Source organism: Pseudoalteromonas sp. JSTW, assembly GCF_013423925.1.
GTDB lineage: Bacteria > Pseudomonadota > Gammaproteobacteria > Enterobacterales > Alteromonadaceae > Pseudoalteromonas > Pseudoalteromonas lipolytica.
In genome coordinates, this window is sequence record NZ_CP058972.1 from 3,253,043 (window position 1) to 3,279,788 (window position 26,746).

The 26,746-nt window shown below is 37.8% G+C and carries 21 protein-coding genes; all 21 read right to left on the reverse strand.

The features are described 5' to 3' along the window. Complete coding sequence (locus GZH31_RS14645; RefSeq protein WP_180311172.1) at positions 1-957, reverse strand: Gfo/Idh/MocA family protein; 957 nt, start codon at positions 955-957, stop codon at positions 1-3. A 15-nt stretch (positions 958-972) separates the two neighbouring features. Next, positions 973-2,253 (reverse strand): Vi polysaccharide biosynthesis UDP-N-acetylglucosamine C-6 dehydrogenase TviB, encoded by a 1,281-nt coding sequence (gene tviB, locus GZH31_RS14650; protein ID WP_180311173.1) that lies wholly within the window; start codon positions 2,251-2,253, stop codon positions 973-975. A 136-nt stretch (positions 2,254-2,389) separates the two neighbouring features. Next, on the reverse strand, positions 2,390-4,645 hold the full coding sequence (locus GZH31_RS14655) for a polysaccharide biosynthesis tyrosine autokinase (RefSeq protein WP_180311174.1): 2,256 nt from the start codon (positions 4,643-4,645) through the stop codon (positions 2,390-2,392). A gap of 14 nt (positions 4,646-4,659) precedes the next feature. Further along, positions 4,660-5,094 carry a low molecular weight protein-tyrosine-phosphatase gene (locus tag GZH31_RS14660; protein ID WP_118844695.1) on the reverse strand — a complete coding sequence of 145 codons (435 nt, stop codon included), beginning with the start codon at positions 5,092-5,094 and terminating at the stop codon, positions 4,660-4,662. A gap of 12 nt (positions 5,095-5,106) precedes the next feature. Next, on the reverse strand, positions 5,107-6,225 hold the full coding sequence (locus tag GZH31_RS14665; RefSeq protein WP_075593920.1) for a polysaccharide export protein: 1,119 nt from the start codon (positions 6,223-6,225) through the stop codon (positions 5,107-5,109). Between the two features lie 1,653 nt (positions 6,226-7,878). After that, positions 7,879-8,364 (reverse strand): transcription/translation regulatory transformer protein RfaH, encoded by a 486-nt coding sequence (gene rfaH, locus GZH31_RS14670; RefSeq protein WP_180311175.1) that lies wholly within the window; start codon positions 8,362-8,364, stop codon positions 7,879-7,881. Positions 8,365-8,491: 127 nt separating this feature from the next. Further along, the gene (locus tag GZH31_RS14675) at positions 8,492-9,658 is read right to left on the reverse strand and encodes a nucleotide sugar dehydrogenase (RefSeq protein ID WP_180311176.1); all 1,167 of its coding nucleotides are present in this window, start codon (positions 9,656-9,658) and stop codon (positions 8,492-8,494) included. 220 nt (positions 9,659-9,878) lie between these two features. Next, positions 9,879-10,616 carry a glycosyltransferase family 2 protein gene (locus GZH31_RS14680; RefSeq protein ID WP_180311177.1) on the reverse strand — a complete coding sequence of 246 codons (738 nt, stop codon included), beginning with the start codon at positions 10,614-10,616 and terminating at the stop codon, positions 9,879-9,881. A gap of 2 nt (positions 10,617-10,618) precedes the next feature. Next, positions 10,619-11,845 (reverse strand): exopolysaccharide biosynthesis polyprenyl glycosylphosphotransferase, encoded by a 1,227-nt coding sequence (locus GZH31_RS14685; protein WP_180311178.1) that lies wholly within the window; start codon positions 11,843-11,845, stop codon positions 10,619-10,621. 287 nt (positions 11,846-12,132) lie between these two features. Then, a complete protein-coding gene (gene pseI, locus GZH31_RS14690; protein WP_180311179.1) occupies positions 12,133-13,185 on the reverse strand; it encodes a pseudaminic acid synthase in 1,053 nt (350 codons plus the stop codon). A 6-nt stretch (positions 13,186-13,191) separates the two neighbouring features. Beyond that, positions 13,192-14,718 (reverse strand): UDP-2,4-diacetamido-2,4,6-trideoxy-beta-L-altropyranose hydrolase, encoded by a 1,527-nt coding sequence (pseG, locus tag GZH31_RS14695; protein WP_180311180.1) that lies wholly within the window; start codon positions 14,716-14,718, stop codon positions 13,192-13,194. Then, a complete protein-coding gene (pseF, locus tag GZH31_RS14700; RefSeq protein ID WP_180311181.1) occupies positions 14,712-15,398 on the reverse strand; it encodes a pseudaminic acid cytidylyltransferase in 687 nt (228 codons plus the stop codon). Before pseF ends, pseG begins: the two co-directional genes overlap by 7 nt. Before the next feature lie 2 nt (positions 15,399-15,400). After that, positions 15,401-16,561, reverse strand: a complete 1,161-nt coding sequence (pseC, locus tag GZH31_RS14705) for a UDP-4-amino-4,6-dideoxy-N-acetyl-beta-L-altrosamine transaminase (RefSeq protein WP_075593908.1) — start codon at positions 16,559-16,561, stop codon at positions 15,401-15,403. Between the two features lie 12 nt (positions 16,562-16,573). Continuing rightward, the gene (gene pseB / locus GZH31_RS14710) at positions 16,574-17,587 is read right to left on the reverse strand and encodes a UDP-N-acetylglucosamine 4,6-dehydratase (inverting) (protein ID WP_180311182.1); all 1,014 of its coding nucleotides are present in this window, start codon (positions 17,585-17,587) and stop codon (positions 16,574-16,576) included. Positions 17,588-17,779: 192 nt separating this feature from the next. After that, positions 17,780-19,042, reverse strand: coding sequence for an NAD(P)/FAD-dependent oxidoreductase (locus tag GZH31_RS14715; RefSeq protein WP_180311183.1), 1,263 nt, complete (start codon positions 19,040-19,042; stop codon positions 17,780-17,782). Then, complete coding sequence (locus GZH31_RS14720) at positions 19,042-19,821, reverse strand: glycosyltransferase family A protein (RefSeq protein ID WP_180311184.1); 780 nt, start codon at positions 19,819-19,821, stop codon at positions 19,042-19,044. The genes GZH31_RS14715 and GZH31_RS14720 overlap by 1 nt, the downstream gene beginning before the upstream one ends. A gap of 1 nt (position 19,822) precedes the next feature. Then, positions 19,823-20,893: an EpsG family protein gene (locus GZH31_RS14725; protein WP_180311185.1), complete on the reverse strand. Its 1,071-nt coding sequence runs from the start codon at positions 20,891-20,893 to the stop codon at positions 19,823-19,825. A gap of 93 nt (positions 20,894-20,986) precedes the next feature. Continuing rightward, complete coding sequence (locus GZH31_RS14730; RefSeq protein WP_180311186.1) at positions 20,987-21,859, reverse strand: hypothetical protein; 873 nt, start codon at positions 21,857-21,859, stop codon at positions 20,987-20,989. Next, positions 21,860-23,068 carry an oligosaccharide flippase family protein gene (locus GZH31_RS14735; protein ID WP_180311187.1) on the reverse strand — a complete coding sequence of 403 codons (1,209 nt, stop codon included), beginning with the start codon at positions 23,066-23,068 and terminating at the stop codon, positions 21,860-21,862. It lies immediately after the preceding gene. A gap of 25 nt (positions 23,069-23,093) precedes the next feature. After that, on the reverse strand, positions 23,094-24,017 hold the full coding sequence (locus tag GZH31_RS14740; RefSeq protein ID WP_180311188.1) for a Wzz/FepE/Etk N-terminal domain-containing protein: 924 nt from the start codon (positions 24,015-24,017) through the stop codon (positions 23,094-23,096). Positions 24,018-24,026: 9 nt separating this feature from the next. Next, entirely contained in the window at positions 24,027-26,696 is a 2,670-nt protein-coding gene (locus tag GZH31_RS14745; RefSeq protein WP_180311657.1) for an SLBB domain-containing protein, read from the reverse strand. Between the last annotated feature and the right edge of the window lie 50 nt (positions 26,697-26,746).

A 26,746-nucleotide genomic window follows, 5' to 3' on the forward strand; every position in this document is an offset into this window, starting at 1 on the left:
TTAAAGTACCTTTGAAAGTAAGGGGTGCGCTTTATCACTCGCAACTGCAATTGGCATTTCACGGATTTTTTCGACTGTTTCAATTGCCACACGATTCTCATCAACACCAAAGCCGTTACCTGCTAAAATATTTTGATAACTTTGTGTATGTAGATCAGTAAAACCGCCCGAAAACTCTAGCTCTTCTGTGTTACTGCCGTCATTTATGGTAATACTACGGTAAGTTAGTTTTTCACCCTTTACAGCGTTTTCAGGTAAGTTATTTGCGTCAATTGACAAAAACCATTTTACGCGCGCACGTTCATATTCAAGGTAACCACTTGACGTTTTTTCGTCTCTAAAATGAACTTCGTTATGCTTTAACTCACCAAAAATAAAATGCAGCATGTCATAAAAGTGAACACCAATATTGGTCGCTACACCACCCGATTTATGGTCAAATCCTTTCCAAGATTTCATGTACCATTTGCCACGAGATGTCATATACGTTAGATCGACATCAAAAACAGTGCCTGCAGGCGCGGCAGCAACTTTTTCTTTTAAGGCTATAATTGATGGGTGCAAGCGTAATTGCAAAATTGAATTCACTTTAGCACCATATTTTTGTTCGTACTCTTTTAAAATATCCATATCTTCAGAATGCAAAACCAATGGTTTTTCGCATATGACATCAATACCATTTTTTAATGCGTACTTCATATGAGGCGCGTGCAAGTAATTAGGGCTACAAATAGAAATGTAGTCAATCTTATTTCCTTGCATTGCTTGGTCTTCAACGTATGCGGTAAAGTCTTCAAACTCTGTAAAAAACTCCGCTTCAGGAAAGTGGCTATCCATAATACCCACAGAATCGTTGATATCCATTGCAACCAATAAGTTATGACCAGTTTCTTTTATTGCTTTTAAATGACGCGGTGCGATATAACCTGAAGCACCAATAAGGGCAAAGTTTTTCATATTATTTTAATTCCTTTATAGTCTGATGTCGGCTTCATGTGGTTTTAGAACGTGCTTAACATCATATAAAACGTGGTTCTCTTTACCTAATGCACGTAAGTTTGCTTCACCCATTTCTTTTAATTCAGAGTGATCAACAGCTAAAACAACACCATCATATTTGCCTTTTTCTAGCGTGGTAATTAACTCCACACCATATTCATGCTTCACTTCAGCCGGGTTTGCCCAACCATCATATACATCTACCGACATATTAAAATCTTGAAGCTCTTTAACAATATCAATAATTTTTGTATTCCGTACATCAGGGCAATCGCCTTTAAAAGTGAATCCTAAAATTAATACTTTTGCTTCATCAATATGGATTTTTTTGCTGGCTAACTTTTTAACTAATTGGGTAGCAACATACTCCCCCATACCATCGTTAATACGACGGCCCGCTAAAATAACCTCGGGGCGATAACCCACTTCTTGTGCCTTATGTGTAAGATAATAAGGGTCAACACTAATACAATGCCCACCAACAAGCCCAGGTTTAAATTTTAGAAAGTTCCATTTAGTCCCCGCCGCATTTAACACTTCTTCTGTATCAATACCTAAGCGATTAAAGATTTTTGCAAATTCATTAATAATTGCAATATTCAAATCTCGTTGCGTGTTCTCAATGACCTTAGCAGCTTCTGCGACCTTGAGTGAGCTCGCTAAGTGAGTACCTGCAGTAATGATAGAGCCATATAGTTTATTTACAAACTCACCAACTTCTGGGTTTGAGCCAGACGTAATTTTCATTATTTTAGTTAGCGTGTTTACTTTATCACCAGGATTAATTCGTTCAGGTGAGTAACCTGCAAAAAAGTCTTCATTAAATTTTAAGCCTGATACTTTTTCGATGATTGGTAAACACACTTCCTCTGTTGCTCCGGGATAAACGGTTGATTCGTATATAACGACATCACCCTTTTTAACAAACTCCCCCAGTAATTCAGATGCTTTACGAAGTGGTGTTAAGTCAGGCGCATTGCTTTCATCGATAGGCGTTGGCACTGTTACAATATAAACGTTGCATTCAGCTAAATTTTGCTTATTACACGAAAACGTTAAATGCTTAACATCTGCAAGCTCTGTATCACTAACTTCAAGCGTTGAGTCATGCCCTTTTTCTAGCTCATCGACTCGTTTTTGGTTAATATCAAAACCTAGCACAGGGTACTTTTTACCAAACTCGACTGCTAATGGGAGACCTACGTAACCCAAGCCTATTATGCCAATCTTTAGATCCGTTAATGAATCGCGCATTTTAATACTCTCTTAAATTTAAAAAATACTTATACTGCCAAAACACAAAACCACCTTTCACTAAACATGAACAGATAATTCATTATCACAACTCAAAAGCAGAGCAGCTTTACTCCAAATAAAACAATTTAACTGCTTAATTACCACCCGATTTATATTCGTAATTGTAATAACCATAGTAACCATATGCATTGCTTGCTTTACGTAATACGCCATTGAATACCACGCCTTTTACGTCAATACCATTTTGCTCAAAGCGGTTACGGGTAAGGTCTATTTCGCGCGCATGGTTTTGGCCAAAACGTGCTACTAGCAATGTTGTGCCCGTGTGGGCACTGACTATCGCTGGGTCTGTTACCGCTAAAATTGGAGGTGTATCAATAATTACAATGTCGTATTTGCTTTTTATTTCTTCGACTAGTTTACTAAAGTTACTGTGCATTAATAACTCAGACGGATTTGGCGGTATTTGGCCCCGTGTAATTACGTCGAGGTCTTGCACTTGCGAGTGCTTTGTTACTTGCTCTAGGTTTAAACGGCCCGACAGGTAATCACTTAAGCCATCGTCCCATTGCATGCCAAATTGGGTTTGCAAATAACCTTTACGCATGTCGGCATCGATAATCAGTACCTTTTTACCACTTTGCGCCAGTACTGTTGCAAGGTTAACCGATATAAACGACTTGCCCACACCTGGACTTGGGCCCGAAATTGCAATCAGGTTATTTTTAGACTCCATCATAGCAAAGTGCAAGCTGGTACGAAGGCTACGTAATGCCTCTATTGATAAGTCAGCTGGGTTATCAACCGCCAGTATGGTTTTAGGTTTGTTACGGCCTTTTTTAGCTTTGCTAAAACCAGTTAGTTTATCTTGGTAGTCTGAATACGGTACGCTTGCGTATACAGGCAGGCCTAGCGCCTCAATTTCGTTAGGGTCTTCGACACCTTTATGTATCGCTTTTTGTATTAATACAATCGCTACACTTAGCATACCGCCCAGCATAGTTGCCATAACAACAATGAGTGCTTTTTTAGGTTTAACCGGTTTTGAGGTATTAACCTCGGCGTAGTCAATTATACGTACATTGCCTACGGTGCCTGCACGCACAATATCGAGCTCTTGCGTTTTACTTAGTAACAATGTGTAAATTTGGTTGCTTACTTCTACATCGCGTTTTAAGCGTAATAACTCTTGCTGAGTTTCGGGTAGGTTGCCTACCTCGCCCACTAGGTTTTGCTTTTGTTTTTCGACCGCTTCAATTTGTTCAAGCACCCCTTGGTACGTTGGGTGGCTGTCTTTAAATTTACGGCTTAGCTCTAAGCGCTTTAGCTCTAGCTCTTGTAATTTAGTTTCAAGCTCTACCACTTGCTCTAGTACGCCTTGCGTTTCGAGTGTAATGTTGATTGATTGGCGCTTTATTTGGTAGTCGTTAAAACGCTGCTCGGCGTATTCAAGCTGCTTTTTAACCTCAGGCAACTGTACTTCTAAAAACTCGAGTGATTTTTGTGCCTCGGCGCTATTGCGCTCTACATTGCGGCGTACATAAATAGCGGCCACTTTATCGAGCACTTTTTCGGCGTAGCCCGCGTTTTCGCTTTGTAAGCTTAAATTAATAATGCCTGAGTCTTTACCTTTTTCGCTTGCACCAATTGCTGCTTGTAAATCTAAAATAGTATTTAAACGATCTTGACGTAAAAGCGTAAACTTGGTGCCAGGGCGGGCGATTAAACTGCGAATTGTTACGTTAAATTTACCATTTGTTAGCTCTTCGCCCACTTTACCTTTTAAAATAACGTCGCCGTCACCATTTAAAAGTGTAAATTGTTTATTATTGCCAGTGCCTTCACCAGCAACTAAGGTAAAACCTGTACCGATTGCTGAACGCGGTACGTCAAACCTAAATACGTTTATGCTCTCGCCACCCCAGGCATAGCTGCTTGCCCCAAAACTAGGCTCCGCTAGGTCACCATTTTCTACTGGAGTAAACTTACGAAACGCTCTGTTACCAATTACAGGAAACAGCTTTGGTTCAGCAATAATATCGAGCTTTAATGTGTCGACGGCTTCGCCAATAACAGAGCGCGATTTTAGTAACTCTATTTCGGTTACCGCAGCAGAGGTACTTTCGAACATACCTGCCATGTCATCAAAGCCTGGTACCGATGCGCCACCATCTTCAACTTGTATCATGGCTGTTGCTTGGTAAACCGGAGTAGAAAAAACCGCGTAAAACACACCTACAGCCATAAACGCTGCCGTAATTGCCGCTATAAAGTATTTGCGGTCAATTAATGCACCTAATAACGCCATTAAATCGATTTCTTGGCTTGCTTGTTCTTGTTGGGTTCTATTTTGTTTATTTGCTGCTAATGCAGTGGGCTGAGCATTCATGTACTAGCCTTTCCTTATAAATACTTTTGCCAAGCGCTACACGCGCTATCGATTAATTCGTAAACATGCTTAAAAGCCTCTTGGCTTTGACGGTAAGGATCGGGTATTTCTTTATCGCCTACCCATTTACCAAGCAAAAATGTTTTACCGCGTGCCTGCGGGTAACGCGCGCATAAGTCATTTATGTGGCGCTGCTCCATCACGAGTATTACGCTATTATTTGCAACAAGGTTTGAGTTAATTTGCCTACCTTGATGCGCGCTCATATCAATATTATGCTCGTTTGCAATTAACTGAGCTTGGGCATCAGCTGGTTTTCCTTCAAGGGCAGTTAATCCCGCTGACGATACAGTTACATTTTTGCCTTGCAGTTTGCTTTTTAAAACATATTCGGCGGTTGGGCTGCGGCATATATTGCCGGCACACACAACTAATACAGAATCAAACATACCATTTAACCCTTAGTTTGTGTTTGCTACGTCGTTTACTGCATCTACAGTGCTAACAGAAGGCAGTAGTAAGCTTATTACACGGTTCCAACGGGCAAGCGGTGCACTTGTTACATATACTATGTCGTGAGGTTGTAACTTAAACTGCTCGGCCAATACTAAAGCCGCCACATTTTTAGCATGCAGTTGATATACATCGGCAATTACACCGTCGGTTTCTAAATTGCGTTTACGTAGTACAAAAACACCGTTAGCATCTGCCGTGTTTTCGTTTAAACCACCCGCATCACTTAATGCTTGCGCTAAATTTAAACCATAACGATTAACACCCACTGTACCAGCGCGCTTAACATCGCCTAATACAAACACTTTTTGCATATCGTTACGGTTTACGTGAACAATATCGCCATGTTTTAACAAACGATTTTGTGAAATATCACCTTTAGCGTAAAAGTCATCTAATTTAATAACTTCGGTTTTATCACCGCGTGTAAATGTCACTGTTCGCCAATCGGCAGATTCAGTTAAACCACCGGCTTGGTTTAATGCATCAATTAATGTAAGTGGAATTTCGGTTACTGGTAGTACGCCTGGTTTATTTACCTCGCCCGTGACATAGGCTTTTTGGCTTCTAAAACCAACTATCTTAATATCGACCTGTGGATCTTCGATAACGCGGCTTAAGCGCTTAACAAGTTCTGCGTGTACTTCTTGTACTGTTCTGCCAGCCGCTTGAATATTTGGTGCATATGCATACGTAATTGTGCCATCGGCTTGAACACGAAAGCCATCAAATTCGGCAGTACGCTGAACAGCCGCTGGTATTGTAAGCTCTGGGTGATCCCATACACCTATCGTTAGTACATCACCAACGCCTAATCTATATTGATAGTCAGAGGTATCAACACCGTCTAAGCTTGTTGGTTTAGTATGTGTAACTTGAGATTGTTTTTGCTGATTAATTAAAGAAGAGTCGATGATTTGAATATTGACTTTATCGAGCTCCTTCTCAAGGTTATCTACTTTTTCACCCGATTCGATTCCTTCAAAATGGCTACCGGGGATGATTGTACAGCCAGTCATTGCTAGTAACGCAAATGACGTCACAATTGTTTTACAGCTAAGCGCCATTGTTATTTCCCAAATAATTTTTTAAAACGTCCAGTTTAAATAAACCCACAACTGTTTATTTTTTTGCTGCCTAATTAAAGCATGGCAACCATTGGTTCGCAAGACTGAGTGTTTAGTAAACGCTCACTTGTGACAGTTTTTTGCAAAATAGTTAATGAATGCATCGAGGTTCTTTAGTACCGATTGCTTTTTCTTTATGTTTAGTGTTTTCGCGCGAAATAAATTTCACGCCTACAAAAGACACGCACTACACACATGGGAGGCGTTTTAACACCGAAAGAGCAAACCTTTTCAGCGACATTAAACAACCAGCTCAATTTAGCTCGTAACTCGCTTTTCGTCACTCGTTGCTATAACCCTTTCACAGCTAAAGCAGTTCCTACAAGTGATACGCATCATACACGTGGGAGGTGTTTTAACGCCGAATTACATTTGACCTTTCGCGCGAAATAAATTTCACGCTTACAAAAGACACGCACTACACACGTGGGAGGTGTTTTAACGCCGAAAGAGCGAACCTTTTCAGCGACATTAAACAACCAGCTCAATTTAGCTCGTATCTCGCTTTTCGTAACTCGTTACTTATAATCCCTTCACAGCTAAAGCAGTTCCTACATGCGATATTCATACACCGTAGGAGGTGTTTAACGCCGAATTACATTTGACCTTTCGCGCGAAATAAATTTCATGCCTACAAAAGACACGCACTACACACGTGGGAGGTGTTTTAACACCGAAAGAGCAAACCTTTTCAGCGACATTAAACAACCAGCTCAATTTAGCTCGTATCTCGCTTCTCGTTACTTATAATCCCTTCACAGCTAAAGCAGTTCCTACACGCGATATTCATACACCGTAGGGGGGGATTAACGCCGAACCACATTTGATACTTTCGCGCGAAATAAATTTCACGCCTACAAAAGACACGCACTACACACATGGGAGGCGTTTTAACGCCGAAAGAGCGAACCTTTTAAGCGACATTAAACAACCCGCTCAATTTAGCTCGTATCTCGCTTCTCGTAACTCGTTACTTATAATCCCTTCACAGCTAAAGCAGTTCCTACAAGTGATACGCATCACACACGTGGGAGGCGTTTTAACGCCGAAAAGGCGAACCCATTCAGCGGTATTAAACAACCAGCTCAATTTAGCTCGTATCTCGCTTCTTGTAACTCGTTACTTATAATCCCTTCACAGCTAAAGCAGTTCCTAAACGCGATATTCATACACCGTAGAGGGGGATTAACGCTGAACCACATTTGATACTTTCGCGCGAAATAAATAAGCTCGCATATCGTACTTCGCGGCTCGGAGCTCTATAAGTCCTTCGGACAGCTTCCGTTCCAGTTCGTCGCAGAGCTCCTCTCGCTCACGCTTGAAAGCAAAACTTTTTGCTTGTCTAGTCCTTCGGACACGCTTCCGCCCCTAGGTTGCAGTTCCTACGTACTGATTTTTTGCTAATTTTTGTCTTTTTACGCGTTGTAGTATAATGCCGACACCGTAGGAGGCGTTTTAACGCCGAACATTTTTATCCTATTCACGGCTAAAGCCGTTCCTACGTTAATGTCGTGTTGAATCACGACTTATAAATTTTTCCACGCCACGCAAGCATGGTCCCTGCGGCCATTCCGACAAGATTACTCGTAGAACTTATAAACTAATCTCTTTGTTATCTACACTTACGGTGACTTGTTTGTTCAATAAATTAACTAACAAAATACTGCGCATGTCGCCATCGGGTTCTTGGTATATGGCTTGAACATTTTTAAATGACTCGGTATTTAAATAAACCACATCACCCGTTTTAGGTAAGTCTGATTTTACTTCGCACGCTGTTTCAAAAGAACGGAGTTGAGAAATTAACTGTTCAGGAACAATTTGAAACTTGCTGCCATAAGCTACAAAACCGCTTACGCCCCGCGTATTTTTTACCGCAGAAAAATTACAATTTTGTGTGTTTAACTTAATAAATAAATAGTTCGGAAAAAGAGGAGATGTTTTAATAGAACGGCGTCCCTTTACAATACGCTCTATTTTATGTTCGGGAAAGAATACCTCAAAACCTTGGTTTTGTAGGTTTGTTTGAGCCCTTAGCTCTTGTTTTGCTTTGCAAAAAAGTAAGTACCAACTTTCCATAGTCACACCTAAAATGCTCATTTTCCTTAAATCCAATCCAAAAGGATTGCTTTTTATGAGTCGGCGATTATACGCATAGAGTTCTGGCGTGTCTATTATAATATTTCATGCTTTTTCTGTCATTAACCTAATCATTTCCGAACAGATCTCGTGTATATATTTTTTCTGCAACATCTTGCAACTCTTTAACCATACGATTTGCAATAATTACATCTGCACTTATTTTTAGTTCATTGAGATCTTGTGTCACTTTAGAGTTAAAAAAAGTACTTTCTTGTAGCTCAGGCTCAAATACAATGACTTGAATCCCTTTAGCCTTAATACGCTTCATTACTCCCTGGATAGCAGATGCCCTGAAGTTGTCTGAACCGGTTTTCATAATAAGACGATAAATACCCACAACTTTAGGGTTTTTAGCAATAATTGACTCTGCTATGAAGTCTTTACGTGTTGAGTTTGCATCAACAATCGCACGAATCATGTTATTAGGTACGTTGTGGTAATTAGCTAATAATTGTTTGGTGTCTTTAGGTAAACAATACCCACCATAGCCAAAAGAGGGGTTGTTATAATGACTACCAATGCGTGAATCTAAACACACACCTTCAATTATTTGTTTGGAATTTAACCCATGACTTTCAGCATAACTATCAAGCTCATTAAAATAAGCCACACGCATAGCAAGGTAGGTATTCGAAAATAGCTTAATCGCTTCGGCTTCGGTTGAGTCAGTAAATAAAATATCAATATTTTCTTTAATGGCGCCTTGTGCCAATAAATTAGCAAACACTTTAGCCCGCTCTGAGTGCCCACCAACAATAATACGCGATGGGTGCAAGTTATCGTAAAGGGCTTTGCCTTCACGTAAAAATTCTGGCGAGAAAATAATGTTATCGGTTTTTAGCTTTTGTTTTATGCTTTCGGTAAAGCCAACTGGTACTGTCGACTTTATCACGATAACAGCATGTGGTTTTATAGCTTGCACATCTGCTATAACTGCTTCAACTGACTGGGTATTAAAATAATTAGTTTCAGGGTCGTAATCTGTCGGTGTTGCTATCACTACAAAATCAGCTGCTTCGTAAGCCAAAAACTTATCTTTTGTTGCCGTAAAGTTTAATTTTTTATTCGCAAGGAAATTTTCTATTTCGGTGTCTGATATGGGTGATTTACTTGCATTCAGTAATGCCACTTTTTCTTCAACAATATCCAAAGCGACTACATTGTTGTGCTGAGCCAACAACATCGCATTTGATAAACCAACGTAACCCGTACCCACAATTGTTATGTTCATAATTGCTCGTAAGTAAAAACAACGCGCTGCTGTATTTACTTACTACGCTAATTTATTTTTGTGACGATTTAATTATCAAGCTACTTTTTTAAAACAACCAGTAAACGTTATTAATTTTAATCGGTAAGTCTATGAACTTGAAATTGCTGAATGAAACCAGTTTAGAAAAGCTAAAAAGAAAGAAGGTAGATTAAACATTGCGGATTAAGAAGAATGTATTTTACACGCGAGACTTAACTGCGTTCACAACATAACATAGGAAATAATACCAAACACTCAAAGGGCCAACCTTATTACTACTCTTAAGTATCTTAAAGTGCCACATTGCGGCCTTAAACTTGTTACTTGATAAGCTATTCGTAGCAACTAAGTAATTCGCAACGGGCTCCTCAATACCTATAGAGTCTGTTTTTTCTATTATATTTAACCACATAGCATAGTCTTCATGCCCTATGTGCTGTTGGTAAAATTTACCAAGCAATTTAGCGTTGTATATGCCTGTTAAGTTACCTATACAGTTTTGTTTTAGCATATCCTTAAGAGTTACACGTGACTTAATTTTTTTTATATTAAGAACATCGCCAGACTCGTTTACGCGATAGTATGCACTGTGTGAAGCGTTTACATTATGTATGTTCATCGCTTCAATTTGAGCTTTTAACTTATTAGGTAACCATGTATCATCACTATCTAAAAAAGCAATGTATTCACCTTGAGCCACTTTTATACTGTTATTTCTAGCTGACCAAGCCCCTGATGCTCCCTTATTCAGGGTATACTTTATACGTTTATCATTAGAGGCAAGCTCTTGTACAATTTTAGCAGTTGAGTCTGTTGAGCTATCATCTGTAACAAGCAGCTCCCAATTTGTATAGGATTGGTTTTGGATTGAGCGAATGCTGTTTTCTATCGTTTTTTCAGCATTAAACGCAGGCATAATAATGGAAACCAACGACATTATTATTTTGCCCCGAAGCCTGTCAGCATAGTTTTTAAAGTCTTGAACACAATATTTACGTCAAGCCAAAAAGACAAATGTTTAATATAATAAAGATCGTAAGCAAGTTTTTCTTTTGTAGAGTCAGTATCATCTGCATAACCATGGACTGTTTGTGCCCACCCAGTAATGCCTGGTTTAACCATATGACGATAACCATAAAATGGGATATCTTGCTCAAATAACCTCACGAAAGACTCTTGCTCGGGTCTTGGACCAATAAGCGCCATATCTCCCTTTAGTACATTAAAAAACTGAGGTAACTCGTCAATTCGAACTTTTCGAATAAATTTTCCAACTTTAGTAATTCGAGCTTGCTCATCCGTTGCAAATTTATCTTTATCACACAACTTTTCAACGGTCATGCTTCGGAACTTATAAATTTTAAAAACTCGACCAGCTTGGCCAACTCGTTCTTGTGTAAATATAATTGGACCGGGACTTTCTAACCTGATCAATATCGCTGTTACTATCATTACAAAAAGTGAAAAAGGCAACGTTAGAATAATAATAGCTGATTCCCATACACGCTTAAAAAGCTGATAAATAGGGTTTGGTTGCAGAGTTCCTATTGAGTTTTCAGAAAGATGATGAACTTGTACTTTACCCTTGATCATTTCTTTTATACTTTCGGCATGAAAAACTGAGATTTCGTTCAAGCTACAATCTGCAATAAACTTTTCTTGATAAGGCGTTAAGTTCTGGTGTAAATCAACAACTAAACCGTGCTTAATCGCAGTTTGATCATAAGGCTCAGATAGTAAGACCGTTTCAATGTTACTATGAGATTCCAAGTCAGAATAATCAAAATTATCAATCACATGCAACATTAACTTTTTATGATTTGTTCTTAAAATCGTTGTTGTAAATAACCAAACAAAGCTTGATGCAGCACCGACAAAAATTAGAAATAAAGAGTAATCAAAACGCAAAATCAATACTAACGAAAGTGCTATGCTAAACACTGAAAAAATTAACGGGATTATGTAGTATTTTCGATCAACTAAAAGATACTTCGCCACTAAAGGCAAAGTGAAGGCTGTCGCTAGGTAACTTCCCTCAACAAGCATTAAAGAGTTTTTTACAGATTCCGTAGAGTAAGGGAATGCAGAAAAAGCTAACACCAAGCATGCCGTAAACAACAATCCCAGTGTGTGACATACAAATGAATTTGATAATAGTTTATACACGTTACAATCTTTTAGTTGAGAAAAATAAAATATAAAGAGAAGTATTTTACACAGTATTGACAAACAACAACCGAGAATTATACAAGAAACAAAAGCTAATGAACAACGAAGCTCTTAAATAATTTGTAATTACTTTTAACTGAAAATACAGTAAATGATACATAAAACACATATATGTATCATTTGGGATTTATTTTTAAGATAACAAAAACTTAAAACAGATAGATTCATCTATACTTTATATAATCTGGCAAAGCTGCCATATAAGTGAAGTGACTGATTAAAATCTAACTTTTGAAGTATGTCAGCTCCATAGGGACACCTGCTTTAATACTTTTAGCAGCGACTTTACCTATTACATCATGTAAATACTTTGGTGCTAAGCCATAGCCTGGTCTAATACTCTTTACATTCTCATGTGTAAACACGTCACCTTCTGCAACATCCTTTACTACATACAATGAACGCCTAAAGATTGCATTCCCTTTCTCGCTCTCTTTTCGCTCATAATTTACTTTTCCTAGCGCCTGCCATGCTATTTTACTATCTCTGCATAGCTGCTCTAACTCTGGCTTCTCTAACGAAAAACTATCATCCGGTCCACCCCCATTTCTGTCTAGCGTAACGTGCTTTTCGATTAAACATGCACCCAACGCGACCGACGTAATAGCTGTTGTATTATCTATTGTGTGGTCAGATAGCCCCGTTAGCACATCAAAACGCGTTGCCATATCTGCAACCGTTGCTAAATTGTAGTCTTCTGCTGGCGCTGGGTAACCGCTCACACAGTGTAAAACAACCAACTCTTTACACCCTGCGTTTCTCGCTGTTTCGACTGCTTCGCGTATTTCTTCTTCGTTTGCCATACCCGTCGAAATTATCATCGGCTTACCCGTTTTCGCCACATACTCAATTAAGGGTAAATCAATGGCTTCGAACGAAGCTATCTTATAAGCTGGCGCACCAAGCTCTTCCAACATATCCACTGCCGTAAAATCAAATGGCGAACTAAAAATTGTAATGCCAAGCTCTTTCGCTTTCTCAAATAAAGGTTTATGCCACTCCCATGGCATGTGCGCCTCTTCATATAGGTCATAAAGCATTTTGCCATCCCATAACCCGCCTTTAATTAAAAACTCAGGGTTATCACTTTTCATCGTGATTGTATCGGGACGGTAAGTTTGCAGCTTAATTGCATCTGCGCCACATTCTTTTGCCATTTCCATTATTTTATAAGCGTTTTCTATGTTGCCATTATGGTTTGCTGACATTTCCGCAATAATATATGGTGCGTAATCTGGGCCTATCTTTCTGTTATCTATCGTAATAAATTTTGTCATTATTCCTCACTCCACAACTGGTCGAGTAAATTGATCTGAATTGACTCTCTGATACCCTGCGCTACTAAAAAGCGCTTGTGATGCCGCGTTTTCTTTTAATACCGTGGCATTTATTATCACATCAGGGTGTAAGTTATCTATTTGCTGTAAGGCATATTTTCCTATGCCCTTGCCAAAATAATCAGCGTCAATAAAAATTGAAATCGTGTATTGACCTTGCGCGCTATTATCAAGGCGAACCACACCCACAGGTGCCGTTTCTTTGTTATTTTCGTAAACAAGTTCAATAATATAAAAATAATCGTTGTTTGCTGCGAGCTTCTTTGTCATCCATGCTTGATGCTCTGAAAAACTCGGCACCGCTTTATTTAATGCATATTTTCGTGTTTCTGGCTTACACTGCCACTCGTAAACTTGTTCAATATCTGAGGTGATAGCGGGCCGTAACTTTAACCTAAACTCACTCAGTCGGTTAATGGCTTTCACCACTCGCTGTACTCCCTGTCCATCACACAGCTGTAAATTAATTCTCCGTATCTCTTCATACTGACTGAGTAATTCATGATACGTCGGCACTAAATCTGTCTGTATTCGAGATAGGTCGACTTGTTTTGCAGCACCTACCAATGCCAAATTACGGCTAATTGTTTGCTGATTTTCAGCCAGGGCAATAATAATGCTTGGTAGCCCAACACATGCTCGCTCCCACGAGGTACTTCCCGGTGCGCCTATTGCAAGTGAATGCTCGGCCATTAATGCTGCCATATCACTTACAAAGTCAATATGCGTTACCCAATGTGGGTGTTGTAACGAAAATGCCTTTACACTTTCATAATTTGGCGCGCGGGGGCTTAATAAAACGGTGACAAGTGGCTTTGTGTCAAGCTGCTGTAAAGCCTGCAGAGCTCGAAGTGTCGCGTTTGGTGCATCAATGCCTCCCATCGAAAGAAGGATGCGAGGCGGCTGTCGCAAAGGCGACTGTTTTTCTACTTGGCACTGTTGGTGATATGTCGCAAAAACAGGCGCAATTAGTGCGTATTGCGTTCCTGCAAGTACCAATGCATTGGCATTTTTTCGGTTATACTCCGCTGCGTGTCGTTGTAATGTTTGATCGATAATTAATTCAGCATCATGCGCTCTCACTAAGTCATCAATTACAACCACTTTACAATCATGCGTTTCTTTTACTCGCTTGTGCCATAAAGCACCAATACCATAATGGTCAACAATGACTAAGTCTGTCGATTTAATTAAATCAGCACACTCTGCTGCATCATCAAGCTCTGGGACTTGAAGCCAGCCTTGATAGTCATCTGTACTAACAGGTTCGACTGGGCACGCTAGCGCTGAAAGTGGGCAAACATTGTGACCGCGCTGCTTAATAAATGATATTAAGTCACCGGCTTGTGGACGAGTCAAAAAAACAACTTGGTGGCCATGGATTGACAGCGCATCCGCCAAAACCAAGCAGCGCATAACATGACCACTACCAATGTGAATGGATGCGTCAACCCGAAAAGCAATTTTTAGCATTTGATAACCTGAAATAACGCTTCAGCTAAATCCCAATCCTCTGGCGTATCAATATCTTGCACTTGCTTTCGTGGCAAAAGTACAGCTTTTGACTTAACCCCAAATATAGGCCGTTTAGCTTTAAATGCGTCCGCTGTGCCCCAATAAAATTGGCCCGCATCATGGTATGCTTCAATTAAATCTTGCGAACGGGTATTAAAGTGCTCCGGTTGAAACATTTCAACCGTGCCTTCGGCATTCAGTTTTAGCGCTCGCTGAATAGGAAATGCATAACTCGTTGCACTAAATGCATAATCCAACTCACCCGATTGCAATGCTTCATACCCTTGTTTTAGGTTACTTGGCAAAACAAACGGCGCGGTTGCATAAAGACAACAGACATTATCAACAGCATCACCCTGTGCCTCAAGCCATTCAAGCGCATGTTTCATAACATCCAAAGTCGTTGCGTAATCATCCGCAATATCTGCTGGTCGCATAAACGGAACCTGTGCGCCAAACTGCTCTGCAACATCGGCAATTTCAGCATCATCTGTTGACACTATCACCTTGTCAAAACACCCGCTTTTGATAGCCGCTTCTATCGAATAGGCTATCATTGGCTTACCATGAAACAGTTTGATGTTTTTTCGCGGAATGCGCTTACTGCCACCCCTCGCTGGAATGATTGCTATATTCACGACTATTCACTCAAAACAGCTGTTAATTGCTTCACAACGTCATCTTGCTGTTCATGGGTCATCCCGTGAAACATCGGGATAGAAATCGCTTCTGCGTAATAACGCTCAGCTTCTGGGTAGTCACCTACGTTAAAACCCATTCGCTGATAATACGGCTGCAAGTGCACCGGAATATAGTGCAAATTGACTCCGATACCCGCTGCTCTTAGCTCATCAAATACCTGTTTGTGTGATTTGGTGATGGCGCTTAAATTCAAACGGATTACATATAAATGCAAGCCAGAATACGTCTCAGGCAACTGATACGGCAAAGTAATCGGTAAATGTGCAAGCTTTTCATTGTAACGATTAGCTAACTGATGGCGAGCAGCGACAAACGACTCTAAGCGTGACATTTGCGACACTCCTAGTGCCGCCTGTAACTCTGTCATACGGTAGTTAAAACCTAGGTCAACTTGCTCATAGTACCAGCCGCCGTGTGATGGATTTTCCATCAAGGCTTCATCTCGAGTGATACCATGACTTCTATACAGTGCCATTTTATCGGCCAGCGCTTTATCATTTGTGAGTGCTGCGCCCCCTTCGGCCGTCGTGACAATTTTAACAGGGTGAAAACTAAAGACGGTTATATCACTGTATTCACACGCACCAATCGGTTGTGACTGGTAACGACCACCAATCGCATGCGACGCATCTTCTATTACTTTAAAACCATACTCGCGTGATAGCGCATGGATAGCTTTCATATCACAAGGTTGACCGCACAGGTGAACAGCCACTAACACCTTTGGTAACGTTCCCGAAACTTTAGCGCGTTGTAACTTCGCCTCTAATGCAGTAGGACATAGGTTGTACGTTTGTGGATCAATATCGACAAAATCAACCGTCGCACCACAATAAAGGCCACAATTAGCTGATGCAACAAATGTGACGGGTGTTGTCCAAAGAACATCACCCTGCCCTAGCTCCAAGGCTAAACAGGCAATATGCAATGCTGAGGTGGCACTATTAACTGCTAATGCGTAATGTGCACCAGTGGCATCCATTAACGACTTTTCAAATGCAGGCACTTGTGGCCCTTGAGTTAAAAAGTCTGACTTCAATACCTCAACAACAGCGTTGATATCTTCTGCTGTGATAGATTGCTTTCCGTACGGTATCATTTATGCGTTCTCTTATACTTCAAACGTAGGATCAACGTGCTCTTTGACTAAGTCGCGCAAACTTTCAACGGTTTCCCACTCGGTGTTTGTACCTGAGTTGTATTTGAAACCAAAAGGAACTTTCTTCGCTTTATGGTGCTCAAGAAATTGCGCTTCAGTGTACATGTAAGAAACTGACGGTAGAATCGCGTACTTGTCACCTAAATCAATGGTATTAATTGAGTCGGTTTCAGTGAGCATTTCTTCATGTAACTTTTCACCAGGGCGAATACCAACAACTTCAGTCTTACACTCTGGAGCCACGGCTGTAGCAACATCTAAGATTTTGTATGAAGGAATTTTAGGAATAAAAATTTCACCACCTAAATGATGGCCAATCGCAAACATAACCAAATCTACGCCATCTTGAAGGGAAATATTAAAACGTGTCATTTCTTCGTGCGTAATAGGTAGAATACCGTCTTGACGCTTATTCAAGAAAAATGGAATAACCGAGCCACGTGAACCCATAACATTACCATAACGAACAACGCTAAATTTAATGTCTTTTGAGCCTTTAATATTGTTCGCCGCTGCAAATAACTTATCTGATGCAAGTTTTGTTGCTCCGTATAAGTTAATTGGGGCACATGCTTTGTCTGTTGACAATGCAACAACGTCTTTAACGCCGCATTCTAGTGCCGCATGAATCACATTCTCTGCGCCATCTACATTAGTACGAATACATTCTGTTGGGTTATATTCTGCTGTATCTACTTGCTTAATTGCAGCAGCATGAATAATCACGTCAACACCTTCACACGCTTGCTTTACACGCTCTTTATCACGTACATCACCAATAAAAAAGCGTAACTGGGGAAACTGTTGTGGCGGATAGCTCATACGAAGCTCTGATTGCTTCAATTCGTCACGAGAAAAAACAATAATCTTTTTCACGTCAGGGTAACGCGCTAAAATTGTCTCTATAAATTTCTTACCGAATGAACCCGTGCCACCCGTGATTAATACTGTTTTATTGTTTAACATAACTTTTCCAACAAAAGACTCTATTTCAGTCTCATTATAATAGTAACAATATACTCATTTTATGGTTTATACTTGTAAACATTAAGTAAACTTACACTCACTCAAACGTTTTAAACCCACATTTACATTGCGAAGAATGTCGATACTTTAAAGAAGTCTCAAACCTTCTAATGTAGTTAAAACTTTATAGAATTAACTTATCTCATTAGCTAAGTTAATCGCATCGAGCATAGAATCTTCTATAGAGCAATATTTCCAGTCTCCATATCGTCCGATAGAATATATGTTCTTTTCAGATAGGATAGCTAATATTTCTTTCTTTGATAAATTGGATTTATCACTTACATGTACATATGCAGGATCCATGATAATAGAACAATATGAAACGAGCTTATGATCATTAATTATACCTACTGTTTTAAGGTTTTCTAATGTTAGCTTTAACTGCTCATCAATATCGACAGGGTCCTCTGGTGAATAACCAATTTCAACATACATACTCAACCTTGAGCTACCGAGGATGTTATCGTAAAAACCAACTCGATAAAAATTGATATCTTTATCTGGAAAGTAAAGCCAATGAGTATCTTCATTTGGTGACTTTTTATCAAAACCTAAATTAAATACCAACACTTTGTTATAACTAAAGTCATCAGCTAAACGATTTACTTTTTCAATGTTAATTTTTTCAGAAAAGCTTTTAAGTGGAGAGCTATTCACTAAGTAATCAAAAGTAATCTGCCGCTTATTTGTAATAGCAACCTTTTCATCGTAGTTTATTTCTAACACTATCTCATTTAAGGATATTTTCGAATCTGGTATTGACTCTGCCAATGCATCAACAAAAATTTTAGCACCCTCTTTAGGATACAAAAAAGTTGAATTATAGCTCTCAACAGACTGCTTTTTGAATGATTTAATAACCTGATCTAGATTGGCGTAAGGAAAAAAGCGACCCATTGCATTCACGTCAAGAGTGTTTAAATCGCATGCATACAATTTTTCGTTATAGGGTTTTAAAAAATAATCAGTTATTGCTTTTCCAAACTTAGCATACAGCATATCAAGAAATGATTCGTATGCTTCTTTATCATTGCGAAAGTATAGATCGTACAAACACTCTTGGAACTTGTCTTTTTTTAGCTGATGAATATTTGACTGGAAAGGGAAATCAATTAAGTCATTATCAAAAAAGATCTTCGTTACTTTAGTCCTTTCAACAAGTTTTTGATCGTCAATTTTCTCTTTAAAAAAGTTTTTAAGCTTTTCTGTCGCGAAATGAAAAAAGTGACCCGCGTAATCCCAAATAAACCCATCTTGATTTATAGTACGACAGTAACCACCAAGCTCTGATTCTTTCTCCAAAATTAAGTAATCATCAGAGTTAACAAAGTTGGCAAATGCTAAACCAGATACACCGCCACCTAAAACTAAATATTTTACTTCTGTAACCATCAGTGTTCCTTCCTATAACTCAAAGTGCCTTTTATCATCAACTTTAAACAATCAAAGAAGCTAAAGACATTTTTATACTCTGAATACTTTTTGAGTGAAAAAGCTAAATCATAAGCAATAGCAGAGATTCCAAACAAGCGATAAAAGGCAGCGCCCTTAGAAAATAATAAGGCTTCATTATAATCTGTACCTGAACTTTCTGGGGGATGCACAACAATAGGAATTGGTACATAAACGCACTTCAAACCTTGACTTAAAGCATCCTTTAGAAAAATAATCTCATCATGAACTCGATATTTACTGCCTAGACCAAACTCTAGATCAAGCTTCAAACCCTTATCGATGATTGATTGTCTTTTAAAAGTAATCTCTATTGAAGCACATTTTAAAATACTCATTTTTGAATGATATCCCTCTTCAACCGGATAATTTGGCTTGAATGGTTTACCTTCAGTCGTTTGTATTTGAAAAGTTATTATATCGGCATCAGGATATTTAGAATAAGCATCCTTAACTATATTTTCATAACCTTCCAAGTAACTTACATCGTCGTCAGCAATAATACAGATATCGCCTGTTGCATTTTCAATTGCTAGATTTCTACTCTTAGATGACCCTCTCTCAGTATTAGATATCATAGTGATATCATCAGAGACTTCTTTACCATTAAAATCTGATTGGTTAATTAATAATAATGGCGAAATAATATTCTTAGCTTGCCAGTCAATATCACTGATCTTAGCTTTAGCCATTGTCGCCATTAAAATCTCAATATTCATTTCAACTCCAAGAGTAAATAACTTCTGCTTTCGACATTATATAAAACTCCCAAAGCAAATAGATAGAACCATAAAAAAGCATAAACAAAAATAACTTGCCTTTACTTTTTGCATACTCGAATAACATTGCAATTATCAAAAACTCTGATATTAAGAAAAGTCGACTAGAGCGTGATGCCAATCTCAAATCAAAGCTAAGAAGCATATATAAGCATGAACCAGTTAGAAAGCTCAGTATAAGAACTCTCTTATAAGGTGATATTTTATCAAATTCAGGGGCAATCAACAAAATTAAAAATGAAATAACGCATATTTTGAAAAAGTCAGGAGTTAGCCAACCACCTTTAACATTTGCATTCTCAAGGTAGAACTGAACTTTCATCAAGATAGGGTTTGAATCGAGACCAATTAAATAAACAAGAAGATTACTGAACACACCTGAAAAGTACAAAGCAACAAAAATAGAAATTACTACTACATAATTTTTCTTTGTAACTTTAAATTTTGTAGCAAGAAAAATAAAGAATAAACCAAATATTGCTACACTGTGAAACATCAATGCAATTAGATTTAAAGAAATATATAAGTTCTTTCTGTCAAAGATATAACGTAAAGAATATATAAAGATCAACATTGCTAATGCTTGCCTTATTTGACCATATGGACCTCTAAAGTAATAAAGCAAGAAGAACATTAAAACAGCTACTGAAGCATAACGGATATCTTTCTTAATAATAGAATAAAGTAGACAACATAAAATTAGCGAGTAAATAATATTAAAGAGTAGAAAGTTACCCCCAATAGATTTCACTGCGATAATGAGCAACTGAAATCCAGGTTCTATCCAACCACCAATTCCAACTTCATTTACATTGTTAAAAATATTCTCATATAACTCTAGATCCCAGCCTTTATCACGAGCAATAAGTAGTATTAATAGTAATAAGATAGCTAATAAAGAACCTGAACTTTTGAAGCTAACTTTACCAAACAAGTCTGAATAGGCTATCAATATTATTGTAATGCTTGCAATTAATAGCAGCACATAATTAGACAGTGAAAAATAATCCATCGCAAGTCCGCTAGTAATATGAGAAAGAATCAAGCATTTAAGTAACTCTTTATTCCATAGTTATACACAAAAAAAAACAGGTTAAGTTAAAGTTCATTTTGAGACTTTCACATAATTCACATTATCATATTTCATATAATGCTCTACACTAGATCCATGATGTAAGACAGTTACGGTTTTATAGTTTTCAGAAAGGGAATGAATCAATATCTCAGCAGGAACTTTGTTATCTAAAATATCAAACCCCTCAAGATCAAGTTTAATACCTTCTTTTATATTAGGATGCAATTTAATTATTTTCTTATCGAATTTTTTTTCACCTGCAGATTTTAAGAAACAACTATCGAAATGCCAATCACTAATATAAACAAAAGATGAATTCCCGCTACCTAATGCGTCAGGGTTAAATCCATAAACATCATTTAAATAAAAAATATTATCCTGACAGTAGCTTTTAATACTCTTTTCTAGTTTTAATATTTTAAAATTTTCTTTTTTTATTTTTATATTTTTTTCATAAACCAGAGGTTCAAAAACATAAACACCATCGCAAAACCAACTTCCACCGAAAACAGTACTGATACCTAAAATGTCAAAAAGCTTAGTTTTAATACTAGGTTTATAGATATCGTTTCTATATGTTCCAATTCCTTCTTCATAAACATATAATTTCCTAGTTCTAGAAAATAGCTTAAAGTAGGTAAGGTAAATAGCGAGTCTTGTGCCTATATCTCCATCGATATAAGTCTTACTGGGCTGTAATTGTGCACCTTTATAGAAAGACATAAATCTATTTTTTACAAATAGGACTTTCCCCCAACAACCTTTCGATTTAATTTTATTGAATACATTTTCAGCATCATGAAACATATCAATAATAATCAAGCAACTTTCATTCATTCGCGTATCAGCAATAATACTTGCTACATTTATTTGTAGAGGTTTAGATGCGATATAAAGTTCCATCTATTTTATTACCTTAACTTTAGAATTAAATGTATAAAAATACATAACAATTAATTGAAGAAGTGACGATATGAATAATGTATAAACCAATAAATCCATCGATATTTTAGAAAACAAGTAAGAAATAATTACATGCACACCTGCTGCGATCACACTTATTGTTGAGATTAATTTATTTTTGGCTTTATAGAACAAGACATTAACCATAATAAAGTAAGGTATCATTAGGGCATAGCCTAACACCAATATACTAGTCCACTTATTTAGATTCATATATTCGTTACCAAAGAAAAAATAGAAGATTTGATCAGGGATCAAATAAACCAAAAAAGGAAAAATAGGTATAATTAAAAAAGATTTTAGAACAAGTTTTTCTATCACTTTGATATTTAAAGAAGAGCTTTTCATTTTTGAGTAAAAATGTGGGACAATAGCTCGATTTAAAGCCAGTAATAAAAGATAGAATATACTTGCTATTTGCATGGCTAGAAAATATTCTGCTAATGCTGTTTTAGAGAAGCTCTCATTAATAAAAAATCTCTCAACATGCCCCTTTAACATCCCAGAAAAAGAATGTAACAAAAGCGGAAGGCCAAAAGAAAATAAATATAATGCATGTTTCATATTTATTTTCTTTCTTATTTTATGCTTATAGGTTTTTAGATTAAAAACAAGCCAAAATGATGGTAAAAACCAAGATAAAGCACTCGCATAAATTCGTGTCTCTGATGTCGCTTCCGAAAATTCAAAAAATAAAATAATACTAATAAGAAGAACAAAGCCACTGATTAGTTGAGCCGCCAAATACTTATCCACTTGTCTAGAAGCCTGAGCTACAGATAAGTTAAGCATATAAATCACATAACAGAATGAGACTAAGCAAGCCATGGCCATATAATAGTAGGAAAAAAGGTATGATATTAAAATGAATATTAAACACAATACCGCACTAATGAAAGAAGCTACGTTCTTAAGTCTCTCAATAGCCCTAAAACCATAGCGGTGATAATAGCGAGCTATAGCACCATCCATTGATAACAAGAGACATATTGATGAAAATGCAATAATAGACTGATAAATAGAATATTCAGCTAATTCATTAACACCCATTTTTTTTGCCATATATGGCAATAATAAAACAGGGATGCCTTTACTTATTATTTCTCCTATTATGTATAAGTAGGATTCTTTTAAAATTATTTTTGACAATTTTTTTCTCAGTAAAATATAAAGTTTATTCTACTTTTTGTTCTTTATATATGTAGGATACTAATACACAGAGAACAGAAAAAAAGAAGCCTATTATAAACCCCATAATACATAAAACAGCTCTTTTGGGTGAAAATTTAATTTCATCTGCTATAGCGGGATCTATCGTTTTAAATATATATTCATCCCGAACCTCTGCAAGCATTTGATTCTGTACTTGGGTTTCGATCATATCAAACATGATCTTTCGCATATCTACATTTTTAGTTTCTTCTATCTTCTGTTGTAAAAAAGCGACACTTTTATTTGCCTCTTCGATGTCTACTTTACGTAATTCATCATTTATAGATATAATTATCTTATCTAAAATTTCTTTAGCTATATATGGAGAAAAATGATTTACTGAAATATAGACAAAACTAGTGTCTTTATCTTCAGAAATATTCAGGTTTTCCTTCATAAAGAATCTATAAGCCTCTATATCACTGGGAACTTGTGTTTTAGGGAAAGAAACTTCGCGTACCCACTTTTGACTTTTTACTTCATAAATTTCAGGGTCATAAACCAATTCATTATTTTTAGGTTCCCAGTCCTTGGCAGCCAAAATGATCGGTTTCAGTTTATTATCATTAATAAACCTTTTAATAAAAGATCTACTTTTTAATGTTTCTAATGCAACTTCACGTTTACTTCCGCTTTGACTCTGTATATTAATGCCAGCAATAGACGCTAACCCCCCAAACTTTGAAGATAAACCACTTAGAGATGAATCTTCATTCTCGACGATACTTACTAAAGCTTCCGATCTATATATATTTGGTAATGACAAAGAGAATAAAACAGTCCCTATAGAAAACAAAATGGTGATGCTAATAATAAAAATTTTTGCTCGCCATAAAATAGCTACTAACGTTCTAAAATCTATTTGAATACCTTCTTGATTATTCATCTTAAACCTTTAAATACTACTAATCGCTGCTACGGCTACACCAAGCTGATAAACAATCTGCGTTGCGGTGCTCCACAAGGTTAAGTTGTCCATGTAATCAGCATTCATTGGTACAACGATAGTGTCGCCCGCTTCTAAGAGCTGTGAATCATTAACTGCAAACCAGCTGCCGCTATTTGGAATTTTTACTGAACCATTTGCTTTAATGATATAGATTCGATCATCAGCGGCACGCTCTTTTAAACCACCACTGAGGCTGATGTAATCTTCAACGTCAATACCGGGTTTAAACAAGTGAGAAGTCGCGTAGTTTACTTCTCCAATAACGCTTATTGAGTCACGTTTGCTTGGGACATAAAGCGTATCGCCATTTTGTAAAACAAGTTTTTGTTTGTTATCAGCAATCAGGGGAAGGTCAATAACTAAACGTCCTACAGCTTCAACATTTGCCAAATCAATAAGTAACTTGTTCATTTCTTCATAAGAAAGGGTGTTACTACTTACGGATTTTTCAAAGCTTTTTGTGGCAATGTCTCGACGTAAGTCTTCTGATAGTTTTGCTAACTGTTGTTGTTCTTGTTTTCGGATTGACTCACGAGTAAAGATAGCAGCATCGGGTTCTGCAAAGTCAGAAAACCCCCCAGCTCTTTCAAGCAGGTTAGTAAGGGTTTCTCCACGTCGAATGGTGTATACACCAGGAAACTTCACTTCACCTTTTAGCTCAACTTTTACGTTTTCTTGCCAATTAGGAATAGAGAAAATATTAATACTATCTTTACTACGCAATATTTTATTTTCAGCTTTTTCACCTAGCATAGCTGCATGTAGGTCAAACTTGATGTGTTCAACTTTTGACGCATCACCCGCAACAATCCGAGTGATTTCAGCTTGTTCTGTATAAGCTGACTCAAGTAAGCCACCGGCTGCTGCAATAAGTTCATTTACTTCGCTGCCAACCGTTAACGGGTAAACGCCTGGGTACGTAACATGACCATTAATTTCAACAAGTTGCATTGCTGTTGTAACAGAGGCTTGCTGTTTAAGCTTTGCTATAATTGGTTTTAATAAGTTATAGCGACTAAAGACTGCGTAATCTTCAGGTTCTAACTCCTGCTCTTCTTCTTTTGCTTTACGCCTCGATATTTCTGCGATGGTGAGTACTTTTTCTTCCTCAAGCTTGAAAGGGTCTTCTTCTTTTAAAACACCAATATAGCGTTCAAACTCTTTATTTTGATATTCGTGCCATTGCTTCATTTTAAATTGCTGTTGCTGTTGCTCTTCGCTTAACGCCATATTTGCAAGTGCAATTTCTTCAGCTTCTCTTTCTTGATAACGGCTAAAAACAAACAGTTTATCGTTTGCTTTTAACTCTAAATCATGACCTTGAGCTTTCACGATAGCTTGGGCAATATCAAATTGGAAAACCTCAATATCACCGGCAACGTTTATTTCACGTACCAGTAAGCCATAACCAAGATCGGCCTGTGGCAGTAAGTCGCCACGCACTGAAGTGAAAATATCTGAAATGCGTTTACCTTGATGCCATTGGTAATGACCAGGACGCGCAACAGCACCAATTAAGCTAACACTATTCTGGTACTGTAAACTGATAGGATTAAAACGAATACGGTCACCATCACGCGGAATATAGCTAATTTGATCTGTGCTGAAGTCAACAGATAATACTTCTTTCATGTTGTGATTGTTAAAGCGCTCAACCAACGCTTTTTTAGCATATGCTTGTGGCTTTAAACCGCCAGCCATTTTTAAAAGCTGCTCTGCCGTTTCGCCTTTTTTTAACTCAAAAATTGCTGGGCGTTTTACAAGTCCCTCAACAGCAACTTGCGAACCAACAGGCGGGATAAAAACAACATCACCTGGCTTTAATATAATATCGTTACTGCTATCACCCTTAATAAGCAGATCGTACAAGTCAAAATTTGCAACAACTTTACCGGCACGTTTAACTTGTATGTTTCGTAATGAGGCTATTTCTGACACCCCGCCGCTCACAAACAAAGCATGCGATACTGTAGTCAGTGATGACACACTGTAACTACCCGGTTTATAAGCTTCACCTAACACTAAAATACGAATACTACGTAGTTTACCGACCGATACAAACGCTTTAATGCCAATAACTTCCTGTTCAACTTTGGCTTTAATGAGCTCTTTTACTTCTGCAAATGTAAGCCCTGCAACTTGGACTGGGCTAAGATTTGGGATACTTATACGGCCTTCACGATCAACCATCACATCGTAGCTTTCACTTTCTTTACCATAAAAGTTAATAGTAAGCTCATCACCACGGCCAATTAGATAAGTATCTGGGACTGCGGCATTTTCGCTGGGCATAAATGTGGTTGGCTCACCAGCAAATAGGTCATAACCAAAAGGTTTTACTTCATCGACTTTCGGCGCAAAACGTTCATCGTCTGTAAGTTCTTCTTGTTCTTTTTCAAAGCGAGGTTGAATTGTTGACTCTTGTTCAACAGATTCTTTATTAGAGGTTTTGCCTGTTATGGTGGATAAATCGACACCATATTGTTTAGCAAGCGCTTCTTGCTGAGCTTTAGGAAGCTTTTTAAATTGCTCAATTTGAGCTGCTGTAGGGGTAAATGCCAATACTGATGCAGAAGTTAATAGCAAAAAAGTAATAAAGAGTCTTTTAAATAACATCACAAGTAGGGATTTCCATAGTTCTACAGTCAAAAAGATTGTCTATTCTA